The following is a 13,009-nucleotide window of genomic DNA, read 5'->3' on the forward strand; positions in this document are numbered from 1 at the left end:
CCCGGGCAATGACGCTCCGAACTTCGATCTCCCCACCCGCCGTGGCACCGACCCAGATACGGGATGCCCCGTCGAGGCACCACATGTGGCAGAAGATCTCGCCGTACATCTACATCGGTCCGGCAGTCATCTACCTGCTCGTCTTTATGATCATCCCCGTCGTGCAGGGCATCCAGCTCAGCTTCACCAAGACCCCGCTCGTCAGGCCCGACGGCGGAACCGGCGTCGGGCTGGAGAACTACTCCCGGCTGCTCAGCAGCCCGCAGTTCTACAATTCGCTCGGCGCCACCATCCTGTACACGGCCGCGACCGTCACGTTCGCCGTCGTTATCGGCGCAGGATCAGCGCTCCTCCTGAACCGGGCTTTCAAGGGCCGCACCATCGTCCGGGCCATCATCACGCTGCCCTGGGCGGTTCCCACGGTGGCCACCGCCCTGATCTTCAGCTGGATCTTCAACCGGTCCGACGGCGTCCTGAACGAGGTCGTCGGAGTGCTCGGGATCGGCCAGCAGGGCTGGCTCGTGGATCCGAAATTCGGCATGGCCGCCGTGGTCCTGGCCTCCGTCTGGAAGGTCATGCCCCTCGTTATGCTCGTGGTGCTCGCGTCACTGCAGTCGATCCCGAGCGAACTCTATGAAGCCACCCGCATGGACGGTGCCGGGGCCCTGGAAACATTCAAGGCCGTCACCTGGCCACACATCGCCCCCACCGTCAGGGTAGTCACGCTCCTGATGACCATCTGGTCGATCCGGCGCTTCGAGATCATCTACCTCCTGACCGGAGGCGGCCCTGTGGACAGCACCAACACCCTCGTGGTCAACGTCTACCGGCAGGCCTTCAGCAACCAGGAACTGGGCCGCGCGGCAGCAATCGGCGCCCTCGGTTTGGTCCTGTCCCTGCTCGTCACCGTTGTCTACTTCATGATGGAACGGCGCACCGCCGTAAAGGAGGCGTAGGGAAAATGACTACGAAAGAAGCATCACCAGTCCCCCAGGCATCCCCGCACAAGTGGCGGCTGAAGGCCCCGGGCACGCGAAACTTCAGCAAGCCCGCCCGCTACGTCATGCTGGCCGCCCTGGTTCTGTTCTCGGGTTTTCCGCTCTACTGGATGCTGAACACGGCACTCAGCCAGGACTCCGAACTGTACGGCCAGGCCCAAGGCTGGTGGCCGCACTGGGAACGGCTCGCAGACCTCGGCGACGTGATCGGCAGTGTCCCCATCTTCAAATGGCTGACCAATTCCATGGTCATCGCCGGCGGAACCACCCTGCTCTCCCTGGTCTTCGCGGTATTGGCCGGTTATGCACTCTCCAGGTTCAAGTTCTATGGCAAGGGCGCCGCAGGGTTCCTGCTCTTCGCCACCCAGATGCTGCCCGAGGCACTGCTGGTAGTCCCCATCTACGCCCTCTTCGCGTCGCTGGGCCTGCTCAACGGAATGGGCGGCCTGATCCTGGCCAACGTTGCCTTCACCATGCCGGTGAGCGTCTGGATCATCAAGGGAGCCATCGATGCGATCCCGTACGAAATCGAAGAGGCCGCCGCCGTTGACGGGTGCCCCCGCGTCACCATCCTGTCGCTGGTCCTCACGCCACTGATTCTTCCCAGCATCGCCGCGGCCGCCGTCATCAACTTCTTCGACGGGTGGAACGAGTTCCTCCTGGCCAAGACGTTCATCGCCGAACGCGACCTCTGGCCGGCGTCCGTGGGCCTGGCTTCCTTCGTGGGCCAGTACCTGACCTCCCTGAACTCGGTCATGGCCGCGGCACTGCTGTTCACCCTCCCGGCGTTGATTTTCTTCCTCCTTGTCCAGCGTCGCATCGTCTCGGGCCTCACGGCCGGCTCAGTCAAAGGTTGATCATGGCAAAGCTCTCACTACGCAACATCAGCAAGCGCTTCGGGGACACGCAGGTCATCCACGACTTCAGCGCCGAGGTGGACAACGGAGAATTCCTGGTCCTGCTGGGCGCATCGGGATCCGGAAAATCGACGCTGCTCCGCATTATTGCGGGGCTCACCGATGCCAGCGCGGGCGACGTCATCTTCGACAACCTCCGCGTGAACCGCCAAAGCCCCCGCGAGCGCGACATCGCCTTCGTGTTCCAGTCCTATGCGCTCTACCCGCACCTGACAGTCCGCGAAAACATTGCCTTCCCGCTGGCCCTGGACAAGTTCAAGGCCTGGCATCACATCCCCGGCGTCAGCACCATCGCACGCCGCGTCTTCGGAGCGTCCAAGGACATCGTCAAGCAGGTCGCGGATGTCACGTCAATGCTGGAACTGGACGACTACGCCAACCGCAAACCAGGCGGGCTCTCCGGCGGCCAGCGCCAGCGTGTTGCCCTGGCCCGCGCCCTGATCCGGAACCCTTCCATGTTCCTGCTCGACGAGCCGCTGTCCAACCTCGACGCCAAGCTCCGCGCCGAGCTCCGGGGTGAAATCGTCCGGCTCCACAGGCTGACCGGGAAGACGTTCGTCTACGTCACGCACGACCAGGTTGAGGCCATGACCATGGCCACGCAGATCGTCATTCTCCACAACGGCATCGTGCAGCAGCACGCCACACCGCAGGAGATCTACACCCGGCCCGCCAACACGTACGTGGCCCGCTTCATCGGCAGCCCGCCCATGAACCTCATGAGCGCTGACGTCGCTGACGGGCAGCCCTCACTCGGCGGAATGCGGCTCCCGGCACCCGAAGGGCTCCGGCTCGGTACCGGCGCTGTGACCCTGGGCCTGCGACCGGAGCACCTCACCGTCTCGCCCGACGTCGACGGCCCGGGCCTGGCGGGTACCGTCCGGCGCATCGAAGACCTCGGCGCGGACACCCTGATCGGAGTCCAGCCCGACCCGGCGCTCGGCCTGAAAATGTGGGAGCTCAACCAGGACGACCTCATCTGGATCCGTCAGACGGGGCAAACCCGCCTGATGGCCGGAGATCCGTGCACCATAGCCCTCGAGGCCAGAATGGCCAGCTACTTCGACAGCGGGACCGGCGCGAACCTGGCGTCATCCCACCAGGCATCAGACGCCGGGATGCTGCCAGCGCGTGGCTGACCTGCGCCGCCCTGATCCCATCTCAGCAACAAGGAAAAACACCATGACCATCATTGTCACCGCAGCATTCACCCCCAAGGACGGCACCTACGACCAGGTGGTGGCCGCACTCTCGCCAGCCATTGCCGAGGTGCACGAAGAACCGGGCTGCCTGCTGTACGCCATCCATGAATCACCCAATGGCCAGATCATGATGATTGAAAAATGGGAAAGCGCCGAGCTGCTCGACGCCCACGGCGCGGGGGATCCCGTCAAGCGGCTCAACGCTTCGCTCGTGGGGCTCCTGGCGGAACCCGTGGAGGTCACCCGTCTGGTTCCGATCGCCGCCGGGACCGCCCACCAAGGCGCACTCTAAGCAGTACCGATACCGGCAAGAAGCGGACGACGGCGGAACCTCCCGCCGTCGTCCGCTTCCGTTTGGCGCCTAACCCCGGCAGCCGTGCTCCGCACCTCCGGTCCGGTCCAATCACGCCACGGCTCCGAAAACCTGGTAGAGATCAACAGCGTTAGCAGAGATCCCCAGTGGAAGGCGGGCATGAGCGTTCGGCAGGAATCCGCGGCGTGGGCGGCCACGCTGCGGCGGCACATCGTTCCCACCGGGCTGGGCCCGTGCATTGTGCGGGTCCAGCACGGTACCGCGTTTCCGGTCTTCGTTACACCGGAGGTGTACCTTCACGGCGCCGCGGGATCCTGGACCACTTTTGAGCCGCTGCTGTCCGCAGCATCGCCCCGCGACCGTGTCCTGATTGATCTGCCGGGCTGGGGCGAATCCACCCAGGGTGCCCGGCTGGAACACTTCAGCATCCAGGCGATGGCACACGCTGTCAACGAGGTGCTGAACGTGCTCGGCTACCCTCGGTGGCACCTCGTGGGCCACTCCATGGGAGGATTCCTGGCGTTGCACATTGCGGCGGCGTGGCCGGAGCGGACCGCCAGCGTCGCCGCCATTTCGGCCACCACTTTCGGCGTTGCTGAGGCCGTCCGCGAGCCACTGCGCACCTTGCCCCGGTTCCCGTCGTTTGTCGGCATGAGGCTGCTGATGCGCTCACTGGCTGCCCTCGGTCCGGCAGGGACGGCACTGGCCCACGCCGTTGGAGCCACACCGCTGATGGGGCTGTTGATGTCACCGTTCTTCGCAGAGCCCGCGGGCATATCCGCGGCGGTGATCCGCGGGCTCAGCAGTGACGCCCGTCCGGCCAGCTTCGCCGCGGCTGCACGGGCCATGGCGCACTACGACTTTGACCAGTGGCGCGGCATCCGCTGCCCCGTCCTGGCGACCCGCGGGGACACTGACGTGTTCACGTCCCTTGCCGACCTGGACCGCCTGGCCGCCACAGTTCCGAACGCCCGGACCGTGACCATCCCCCGTTGCGGCCACTTCGCCAACGTCGAGCAGCCGGAGCAGGTGCAGCAACTGCTGACGGAGCTGTGGTCACGGTGAAACTCAGCACCAGGGTGCCGGGCGGCGCCACCGGAGACGCGGACGACGGCGGGACCTCCCGCCGTCGTCCGCGTTCCTACGTTGCGGCTTCTGCCTCCGCCAGCCTGATCATGCGGAGCTCGTCGGCCACCGCTCGGGACGGCCAATAGCCGTTCGCCAGTTCCCTCGCGTGGCCCTGATCCACTGCCGGGAAGATTTTCCCGAGCAGCTCCGCCGAGTAGAGCAGCGCGGTGAGGGCGGTGGTACGCGGGTCGGAGGCTCCACCCCTGAGCGCGGCCTCGACCCCTTTCAGCAGCGCCGCCTCCGGAGCGTGGTCCTTCTCGGGGTAGCGTGTGGTCCTGAACAGGCCAAGGTGCCTCTCGCCCACGTGGTCCACGATGCCCAGCGAGGCCATTCCCTCATAGACACGGTGCAACTCAGCGCGGCTCGCCAGCATGGAAACGCACTTCTTGGGAGTATGCAACCCCGGCCTGTCCCGGATGATTTCCAGCTGGTGCTGGAAGTCCGTGTGCGGGGTGGCGCCGGTTGCCACGACGTGCTTCCCCTGCAGCTCGATTGCACCGAGCAGGTCCAGCTCGGCCAGGGTCGCACCAGCCAATGCTGCCTTGAGCACGGCGGGCGGCACGTCTGACTCGCCGTCCTTGTCATTGGTGGCCAGAAGGAGCAGGGCCTGGGGGAGGTTCAGCTCGTCCGCCTTGGGCATTTCAGCGTTCATAGGATCATGGTGGACCCGACGGGCACGCACTACAACGAAATTTACAAACCGGAAACGGAAATCACTGGTCGCAAACCAAATTGCAGAGTACATTTGATGCAATCAGCATTGCAGAGTGATGCACGTTACAGAAGAGGTCCGGTTTGAACACCAACGCGGTCGATCTTGAAGCCGGCGCGGCAGGCGACAGCAGCGCCGGAAACCTTACGCACGCCTGGCTCGGGGACGTGTTCCCCGACGTTCCGCTGTCCAAGGCCCAGAGCCGGGTGGTGGATGTGATCGGCCGCAATCCGCAGCTTTCGTCCTACGCCGACATCGCCGAAATTGCCCAGCGCGCCGACGTCAACAACTCCACGGTGGTCCGCGCCGCCCAGCATCTGGGCTACCGCGGCTGGCCCGACCTACAGCGCGAACTCCGCTCCCGGTACCTCGTGATGATCTCCACCGAGGACACCCTGACCGAGCACGGCGAACACCGCAGCCCCCTGCACGACGCGATCAACCACGACATCGAGAACCTGCGCCTGACGCTGGACTCCAACACAGCCGACGACGCCGAGGCCGCCATTGCCGCCATGGCCGCCGCGAGGTCCATCACCGTCGTCGGGCTTGGCTCGTTTGCCGGCCCCGCCAGCGTGATGGCGCACCTGGGCTCCACGATGGGCTACCCCATCACCCTGGAGAACCGCGGCGGCGTCCATCTCGCCTCCAGCACCAACACCCTCGGGCCCGGGGATGTCCTGGTGGTCATCAACATGTGGCGTTCCATCCGGCAGATCATTGTCACCGCCGAAGCCGCCAAGCAGGCGGGCGCCACAGTCATCGCCATCAGCGATATGCGCCGCGGCCGGCTGGCAGCGGCGGCGGACCACCTCCTGGTGGTGGCCTCGGAAGGGATCTCCTTCTTCCAGTCCGTCACCGGCGCGAACTCCCTGGTCTACGGCCTGCTCGCGGGCATGGAGGCGGCGCACCCCGAGCGCAGCCGCACCGCCATCCGCCGCACCCAGCAGCTCTGGAAAGACCTCGACATCTACCTCGACTGACCCTCTTCCCCAGCCCAACGCGGGGTCACTTACCGCCCAATAATGGGCCCTCATTCGGTCAAAAGTGACCCCGCGTTGGGCCCCTTCCTCCTCCACCTATCCCCCGCAGACTCCAGGAGCAGTTTCATGAACACCAACACCGACCGCCGGATCGCCGTCATCGGCCTCGGCGCCATGGGCGGGGCGATGGCCGCCACCCTCCACCGCGCCGGCTGGGACGTCACCGGTTTCGACCCGTCAGACGCCGCCCGGGCCGCCGCTTCCGAAGCAGGAATCGCCACCACCGCGAACCTGGCGGACGTCGCCGGAACCCCCTACGCGGTCCTCTCCCTGCCCGCGGCCAGCATCGTGGAAACCACCGTGCCCCAGCTCCTGGCAGCACCGGGAACCGTCGCGATCGTCGACACCACCACCTCCGAACCGGCCACCAGCAAGCACATGGCAGAGCTGGCGGAAGCCCAGGGGGCGGCCTTCGTGGACGCGCCGGTCTCCGGCGGCCGCGACGGCGCCGCAACCGGATCCCTGAGCGCCTTCGTCGGCGCAACCGCCGCCGCCCTCGCAGCTGCCGAGCCCGTCCTGCTCGCCCTCACCGGCGGCAAGTTCAGCCACATCGGCGGCCCCGGCAGCGGCAACGTGGTCAAGCTCCTCAACAACGTCCTGGCCGCAGCCAACCTGGTCTCCGTGGGCGAGGCCCTCGGCGTCGCGAAGGCCTACGGCATCGATCCTGCCACGGCCGCAACCAGCATCAGCGAAGCCTCCGGCGGCAGCAAAGTCTCCGCCAACATGTATCCCAACTGGGTCCTTAGCGGCACCCATGATTCAGGCTTCTCGCTGGGCCTGATGGCACGCGATGCCGCCCTCGCCGTGGAAGTCGCCGCACAGATCGGCGAAAAACCGGCCCTGCTCGCCGCCGTCGCCGGCCAGTGGCAGGACGCCCTGGCCGCCCTCGGCCCACGCGCCGACTTCACCGAAATCGCCAGGACCGTCGCCCCGGCCATCACCCCCGCCGGCGCACCCGGCAGCACCCCTGCCGCCTAAGCAACAACTCCCCAGCCCCCAGCCTCAAAGGACCACCACATTGAGCGTCACCACAGCACCCACCTCCTCCTCGGCAGCCACCGCCCGGGCCGTCCTGGACGCAGCCTTCCCCACCGGCCTCGGCGCGTTCGTTGACGGAAAAGTAGTCACCGGCAGCGGCGAGAACATCACCCTCACCGCGGCCGCCACCGGCGAAGCCTTTGCCACCTACGCCGACCCCGGCGCCGAGGGTGCCAACGCCATCCTGGAAAGCTCGACGGCGGGCGCGGCGGTCTGGGCCGCGCTGAACGGGTTCGAACGGGCAGCGATCCTCCGCAACGTCAGCCGCGTCGTCGAGGCGCACGGTGAGGAACTCGCCATCCTCGAGTCGGCCACTACGGGAAAGCCCATCCGCGACGCCCGCGTCGAAGCCGCCAAGGTGGCCGAAATGTTCGGCTACTACTCCGGCTGGGCGGACAAGCTGACCGGCCAGACCATCCCCGTACCCGGCAACTGGCACACCTACACCGAGCGTGTCCCGTGGGGTGTCGTTGTCGCCATTACCCCGTGGAACGCTCCCCTGTTCACGGCCGGCTGGAACTCCGCCGCCCCGCTGGCCGCCGGCAACGCCGTGATCATCAAGCCCAGCGAATTCACCCCGGCCTCCTCGGTCCGGCTCGCCCAGCTCGCCCACGAAGCGGGTCTGCCCGCCGGCGTCTTCAACATCGCGGCAGGGCTGGGCCAGAGCGTGGGCGCCGCCCTCACCACCGACCGCCGCGTCGGCAAAGTCAGCTTCATCGGCTCGGTCCCCACCGGCCGCCGGGTGGCCGTCGCGGCCGCGCAGGCCGGGATCCCCGCCCTGCTGGAGCTCGGCGGCAAGAGCGCCAACATCGTGTTCGCCGACGCCGACCTGGACCGTGCCGCGGACGGCGCCATCTCGGCGATCTTCTCCGGTGCCGGGCAGTCCTGCGTCGCCGGATCACGGCTCCTGGTGGAGCGCAGCGTGCACGCGCAGTTCGTCGAAATGGTCGCCGCGAAGGCCGCACGGCTGCGGGTCGGCGACCCGCTGAGCGCGGACACCGAGGTGGGCCCTATCATCACCGCCCAGCAGTTCGCCACGGTCAACACGCTGATCGAGGCCGGAATGCACGACGGCGGCCGCCGGGTCACGGGTGCCACGCTTCCGGCTGCGCTGGCCGGGTCCGCCCTGGCCGGCGGGCACTGGGTTATGCCCACCCTGCTGGACGGCGTCACGCCGTCAAACCGCCTCGAAACCACGGAGGTCTTCGGCCCCGTGGTGGGCGCGGACGCGTTCAACACGGAGGCCGAGGCAATCGCCCGCGCCAACAACACCAACTTCGGCTTGGCCGGCGCCGTGTGGACCTCTGACGTCTCCCGGGCCCACCACATTGCCCGCGAGGTGAAGGCCGGCACGTTCTGGATCAACTCCTACAAAACCATCCACGTGGCGGTCCCGTTCGGCGGCTTCGGCGATTCGGGCCACGGCCGTTCCTCCGGCCCCGGCGTCCTGGACGAGTACACGCAGACGAAGGCCATCTGGGTGCCCACCCGCGCGGCAGGCTCCCCGTTCCCATCGCTGTCCTACTGAAGCGTCCTACTACGGCGTCCTCCCCGTGCGTCCAACTGAAACAGGCAGGTACCTATGGAACTGACAGACCCACCCCCCGCGCTGGCGACCCTGCGCGCTGCACTCGCCGACGGCGTCGAATCCTGGAAGCCCCGGGTCCAGGCCCTGGCCCGCGAAATCCACGCCCACAAGGAGATCTCCTTCGAGGAGGTCCGCTCCGCCGAAGCGATAGCAGCCCTGCTGGAAGAGGCCGGTTTTGCGGTGGAACGCGGCACCGGCGGCCTGCCCACCGCCTTCACGGCGAGCGCCGGCAGCGGCGATCTGACGGTGGCCCTATGCGTGGAATACGACGCACTCCCGGACATCGGCCATGCGTGCGGGCACAACCTGATCGCCGGCGCCTCCGTGGCAGCGGCCCTCGCGCTGCAGCCTTATGTCGCCGAAATGGGCATCACGCTGAAGGCCATCGGGACGCCTGCCGAGGAGCACGGCGGAGGCAAGGTGCTCATGCTGGAGGAGGGGGCGTTCGACGGCGTCGGGCTGGCGTTGATGGTCCATCCCGTCCAGGACGGCCTGACGTACAACCCGGCCGGGACCAGCGCCCAGGCCGTGGGCCGGTACAAGGCCACCTTCACCGGGAAGGCCGCGCACGCTGCGGCAGCCCCGCACCAGGCCGTGAATGCCGCCGATGCCGCCGTGCTGAGCCAGGTGGCCATTGGCCTGCTGCGCCAGCAGATCCCCGACGACCACCGCATTGCCTGCTTCGTTGCCGAAGCCGGGCACGTCACCAACATCATTCCGGACCGGGCGGTGGTCCAGTTTGAGTGCCGGGCCTTCACCCTGCCGGAGTACGAGGCGCTGCTCGAGCGGGTCCGCCGCTGCTTTGAAGGGGCCGCGCTGGCCACCGGAACCACACTGGAAATCGAGGCCACTGAACCGCTCTACGAACCCCTGCTCCAGGACGAGGCGCTGGCCGCGCACTGGACGGCGGCGATGGACGCGTTCGGCAAGGACATTTCCCGTTCGTCCGGCCTCAGCGGCGGTTCAACGGACATGGGCAACATCTCCCAGGTCATCCCGTCCCTGCATCCGTGGCTCAGCATTCCCGGGGCCAACGTACCCATCCACTCGCACGCGTTCGCCGCGCTTGCCGATACCCCCGAGGCGTACGGCGTGATGTTCGAGGCAGCCACCGCGCTGGCCTGGACCGTCGCCGCCGCCGCCTCAACCCCCACCGAACGGGAACGCTTCACCCAAGCGGCATACCGCCGTCGTACTGTCACCCAGGAAGGCACATCATGAGTACCAGCACCACAACTCCGCGGATCGATAAGGCTGGTGCCCGGCTGACGCTTCCGGTCGCCGCCCTGGCGTTTGTCATTGCACTGGCCGTGCAGTTCATCGGCCAGGCCAAGATTGACCTTGGAATCGGCGCGATCGTCATCTTCCCCATGGTCTGGGGCCTCATCCTGGGGCTTCTGGTCTCCATCCAGAAGTTCAAGCCCCTGGGCCTGGACCTGCAGCGGATCGCGGCGGCCCTGGTGGGCGTGGCCGTGCTGCTGCTGGTGGCCCGGCTGGCGTTCAACATCGGGCCCAGCCTCCCCAGCCTGCTCCGCGCCGGCCCGGCCCTGCTGCTTCAGGAAGTGGGGCACCTGCTGGGCACCATCGTCCTGGCCCTCCCCCTGGCCGTCCTGCTCCGGATGGGCAAGGCAACGGTGGGTGCAACGTTCTCCCTGGACCGCGAGCCGTCCTTCGCCATGGTTTCTGAAAAGTACGGCCCCGACTCGGACCAGTACCGCGGCGTGCTGGCCATGTACGTCTTCGGCACCCTGTTCGGCGCCGTGTACATCACGCTGCTCACCTCGCTGGTGGCCAACTGGAAGATCTTCGATCCGCTGGCCCTGGCGATGGGCGCCGGCGTGGGATCCGGCTCCATGATGGCGGCGTCCTCGGCCAGCATCATCGCGGCCTACCCCGCGGACCAGGAAGCCATCCTTGGCATGGCAGCAGTGTCCAACCTGATCACCACCATCCTCGGCGTGTATGTGGGCATCTACATCGCGCTGCCGCTGGCGGACCGTTTCTACAGGCTCCTCACCCGCAAGCAGACCCGCGAAGCCGCCGTGGTTGCGGCCGGTGCTCCAGGGGCAGCCGGGGTTCCCGCCGAGCGCGGCCAGGCCGACATTGAGCGGGAAGAGGCCCAGGCAGAAGAAAACCGGCGGTTCCGCGAGCAGGTGGCCGAATCCTCGGCCGCCATCAAGCTGCCGCTGTGGCTGTCCCTGTCGGTCCTCACGGTCCTGGGCATAGGCACGGCGTCGGTGGCGGCCAAGGGCTTCAGCCTCACGATTGTCGCCGGATACGGGATCATGCTCGCGCTGGTCCTGGTCAGCATCGCGCTGGCGAAGGTCACGAAGAAGATCTCGGCGATTGTCTACATCACCACCATCGGCGCGTACATCTCCAGCCCGTGGTTCTTCGCCGCGGAATCGCTGACAACCATCATCAAGACGGTCGACTTCCTCTCCATCGCCACCGTGATGCTGACGCTCGCGGGCCTGTCGCTTGGCAAGGACATCCCGCTGCTGAAGAACATCGGCTGGAAGATCATCCCCGTGGGCCTGGTGGCCATCACCGCGTCCTTCCTGCTCTCCACCGTGATCGCGGAGTTCGCCCTGGGTCTCTGGCACTAACAAGCAACGCGGGGTCACTACATGCCCAATAATGGGCACTTATTGGGCCAAAAGTGACCCCGCGTTGGGCCACTCCGCCCGCTGCTTTCGCGGCGAAGGTGAGCGGACGACGGCGGGACCTCCCGCCGTCGTCAGCTTTACGTCAGCGAGGCGCCCCGGCCCCAGCCGAAAGGAATGAACAATGCTCATTACCAACGTCCGCCCCTGGGGCGGGGACGCCGTAGACCTTGAGGTGCGCGAGGGACGGATTGCGGCCGTTCAACCCGCGGGGACCGCCGTGGTGGTCTCAGACGCAGCCGGCGGTGAAGTCGACGGGGTGGTCGACGGGCGGGGCCGGATCGCCATGCCCGCGTTCACCGACGTGCACGTCCATCTCGACTCGACCAGGATCGGGCTGCCGTTCCGGGAGCACACAGGCTCGCCCGGTGTGTGGAACATGATGCGCAACGACCGGGAAAACTGGCGCGACACCCCCGTCCCGCACGGCGATGTAGTGCGGGGAACGCTGGAGCAAATGATCGCGCGGGGCACCACCCGCGTCCGTTCCTACGCCCAGATCGACGTGGACTGCAAGCTTGAACGCTTCGAGGCAGTCATGGCCGCGAAGGAGCACTTCGCCTACGCCGCCGATGTTGAAGTCATGGCCTTCCCCCAGGCAGGCCTGCTGCTCGAGGACGGCACTGTCCCGCTCCTCGAGGAGGCCCTCCGCGCGGGGGCGACCACCATCGGCGGCATTGACCCCTGCCAGCTGGACCGAGACCCGGTCCGCCACCTGGACATCGTCTTCGGCCTGGCTGAGAAGTACGGCGTCGACGTCGACATTCATCTGCACGAGCCCGGCCACCTGGGGGTCTTCAGCGCTGAACTTATCTTCGAACGCACCCGCGCGCTGGGGATGGAGGGGCGCGTCTCGCTGTCCCACGCGTACGATCTGGCCAACGTCCACCCCGATGTGACCGCCCGGCTCGTGGAGCAGATGGCCGAGCTCGACGTTGCCTGGGCGACGGTGGCCCCGGCAAGCGGCGGCACGCAGTTCGATCTCGCCCGGATGACGGAGGCGGGGATCCGGGTCGGTTTGGGCGAGGACGGGCAGCGGGATTACTGGAGCCCGTACGGCAATTGCGACATGCTCCACCGCACATGGCAGTTGGCGTTCACACACCGGCTGCGCAAGGACCGGCTGGTCGAGCACTGTGCGGCGATCGCCACCATCGGAGGCGCGTCCATCATGGACCGAACCGTCCATCGCCTCAGCAGTCCCGACGACCGGCCGGGCCTGGCTCCCGGAGATCGGGCGGACATCGTCCTGGTTGATGGCGAGACCATCACCAGCACCGTTATGGACCGTGGCACCGACCGCACCGTCATCCACGATGGCAGGCTCGTCGCCGACGGCCTGCTGGTTCTGCCGAACCCGGCCGCGTAGGCAGCCCGGCCCCCGTACCTCGCGGTCTGCGGTCT

General features: G+C 67.2%; 12 protein-coding genes. 11 read left to right on the forward strand and 1 reads right to left on the reverse strand.

The genetic code is table 11. The annotated features are described in order from the left end of the window. The first annotated feature begins 8 nt into the window (after nucleotides 1-8). From ACZY0Q_RS19545 to ACZY0Q_RS19565, 5 genes are all read left to right on the forward strand, one after another. Entirely contained in the window at nucleotides 9-956 is a 948-nt protein-coding gene (locus tag ACZY0Q_RS19545) for a carbohydrate ABC transporter permease (protein WP_463919331.1), read from the forward strand. A 5-nt stretch (nucleotides 957-961) separates the two neighbouring features. Further along, nucleotides 962-1,855 carry a carbohydrate ABC transporter permease gene (locus ACZY0Q_RS19550; RefSeq protein WP_463919333.1) on the forward strand — a complete coding sequence of 298 codons (894 nt, stop codon included), beginning with the start codon at nucleotides 962-964 and terminating at the stop codon, nucleotides 1,853-1,855. A 2-nt stretch (nucleotides 1,856-1,857) separates the two neighbouring features. Further along, complete coding sequence (locus ACZY0Q_RS19555) at nucleotides 1,858-3,054, forward strand: ABC transporter ATP-binding protein (protein WP_463919335.1); 1,197 nt, start codon at nucleotides 1,858-1,860, stop codon at nucleotides 3,052-3,054. 43 nt (nucleotides 3,055-3,097) lie between these two features. Further along, nucleotides 3,098-3,409 (forward strand): putative quinol monooxygenase, encoded by a 312-nt coding sequence (locus ACZY0Q_RS19560; RefSeq protein WP_463919337.1) that lies wholly within the window; start codon nucleotides 3,098-3,100, stop codon nucleotides 3,407-3,409. 180 nt (nucleotides 3,410-3,589) lie between these two features. Further along, a complete protein-coding gene (locus tag ACZY0Q_RS19565; RefSeq protein ID WP_463919338.1) occupies nucleotides 3,590-4,495 on the forward strand; it encodes an alpha/beta fold hydrolase in 906 nt (301 codons plus the stop codon). A gap of 76 nt (nucleotides 4,496-4,571) precedes the next feature. On the opposite strand, the gene ACZY0Q_RS19570 is transcribed toward ACZY0Q_RS19565, so the two are convergent. Then, on the reverse strand, nucleotides 4,572-5,210 hold the full coding sequence (locus ACZY0Q_RS19570; protein ID WP_463919340.1) for a GOLPH3/VPS74 family protein: 639 nt from the start codon (nucleotides 5,208-5,210) through the stop codon (nucleotides 4,572-4,574). A gap of 143 nt (nucleotides 5,211-5,353) precedes the next feature. On the opposite strand from ACZY0Q_RS19570, the gene ACZY0Q_RS19575 reads away from it, so the two are divergent. From ACZY0Q_RS19575 to ACZY0Q_RS19600, 6 genes are all read left to right on the forward strand, one after another. Beyond that, complete coding sequence (locus tag ACZY0Q_RS19575; protein WP_463919342.1) at nucleotides 5,354-6,253, forward strand: MurR/RpiR family transcriptional regulator; 900 nt, start codon at nucleotides 5,354-5,356, stop codon at nucleotides 6,251-6,253. Nucleotides 6,254-6,379: 126 nt separating this feature from the next. Further along, on the forward strand, nucleotides 6,380-7,291 hold the full coding sequence (locus tag ACZY0Q_RS19580; RefSeq protein ID WP_463919344.1) for an NAD(P)-dependent oxidoreductase: 912 nt from the start codon (nucleotides 6,380-6,382) through the stop codon (nucleotides 7,289-7,291). Between the two features lie 40 nt (nucleotides 7,292-7,331). After that, nucleotides 7,332-8,879, forward strand: coding sequence for an aldehyde dehydrogenase family protein (locus ACZY0Q_RS19585; protein ID WP_463919346.1), 1,548 nt, complete (start codon nucleotides 7,332-7,334; stop codon nucleotides 8,877-8,879). 54 nt (nucleotides 8,880-8,933) lie between these two features. Then, entirely contained in the window at nucleotides 8,934-10,160 is a 1,227-nt protein-coding gene (locus ACZY0Q_RS19590; RefSeq protein WP_463919348.1) for an amidohydrolase, read from the forward strand. Beyond that, nucleotides 10,157-11,548 carry a DUF3100 domain-containing protein gene (locus ACZY0Q_RS19595; RefSeq protein ID WP_463919350.1) on the forward strand — a complete coding sequence of 464 codons (1,392 nt, stop codon included), beginning with the start codon at nucleotides 10,157-10,159 and terminating at the stop codon, nucleotides 11,546-11,548. The genes ACZY0Q_RS19590 and ACZY0Q_RS19595 overlap by 4 nt, the downstream gene beginning before the upstream one ends. A 181-nt stretch (nucleotides 11,549-11,729) precedes the next feature. After that, nucleotides 11,730-12,974 (forward strand): amidohydrolase family protein, encoded by a 1,245-nt coding sequence (locus ACZY0Q_RS19600; protein WP_463919352.1) that lies wholly within the window; start codon nucleotides 11,730-11,732, stop codon nucleotides 12,972-12,974. The last annotated feature ends 35 nt before the right edge of the window (nucleotides 12,975-13,009 follow it).

Source organism: Pseudarthrobacter lactosi, from assembly GCF_055412785.1.

What these genes read in the sequence shown, in the direction of transcription:
- ACZY0Q_RS19545 (WP_463919331.1), top strand. Translation starts at nt 9, where the DNA reads ATGACGCTCCGAACTTCGATCTCCCCACCCGCCGTGGCACCGACCCAG.
- ACZY0Q_RS19550 (WP_463919333.1), top strand. Translation starts at nt 962, where the DNA reads ATGACTACGAAAGAAGCATCACCAGTCCCCCAGGCATCCCCGCACAAG.
- ACZY0Q_RS19555 (WP_463919335.1), top strand. Translation starts at nt 1,858, where the DNA reads ATGGCAAAGCTCTCACTACGCAACATCAGCAAGCGCTTCGGGGACACG.
- ACZY0Q_RS19560 (WP_463919337.1), top strand. Translation starts at nt 3,098, where the DNA reads ATGACCATCATTGTCACCGCAGCATTCACCCCCAAGGACGGCACCTAC.
- ACZY0Q_RS19565 (WP_463919338.1), top strand. Translation starts at nt 3,590, where the DNA reads ATGAGCGTTCGGCAGGAATCCGCGGCGTGGGCGGCCACGCTGCGGCGG.
- ACZY0Q_RS19570 (WP_463919340.1), bottom strand. Translation starts at nt 5,210, where the DNA reads ATGAACGCTGAAATGCCCAAGGCGGACGAGCTGAACCTCCCCCAGGCC.
- ACZY0Q_RS19580 (WP_463919344.1), top strand. Translation starts at nt 6,380, where the DNA reads ATGAACACCAACACCGACCGCCGGATCGCCGTCATCGGCCTCGGCGCC.
- ACZY0Q_RS19590 (WP_463919348.1), top strand. Translation starts at nt 8,934, where the DNA reads ATGGAACTGACAGACCCACCCCCCGCGCTGGCGACCCTGCGCGCTGCA.
- ACZY0Q_RS19595 (WP_463919350.1), top strand. Translation starts at nt 10,157, where the DNA reads ATGAGTACCAGCACCACAACTCCGCGGATCGATAAGGCTGGTGCCCGG.
- ACZY0Q_RS19600 (WP_463919352.1), top strand. Translation starts at nt 11,730, where the DNA reads ATGCTCATTACCAACGTCCGCCCCTGGGGCGGGGACGCCGTAGACCTT.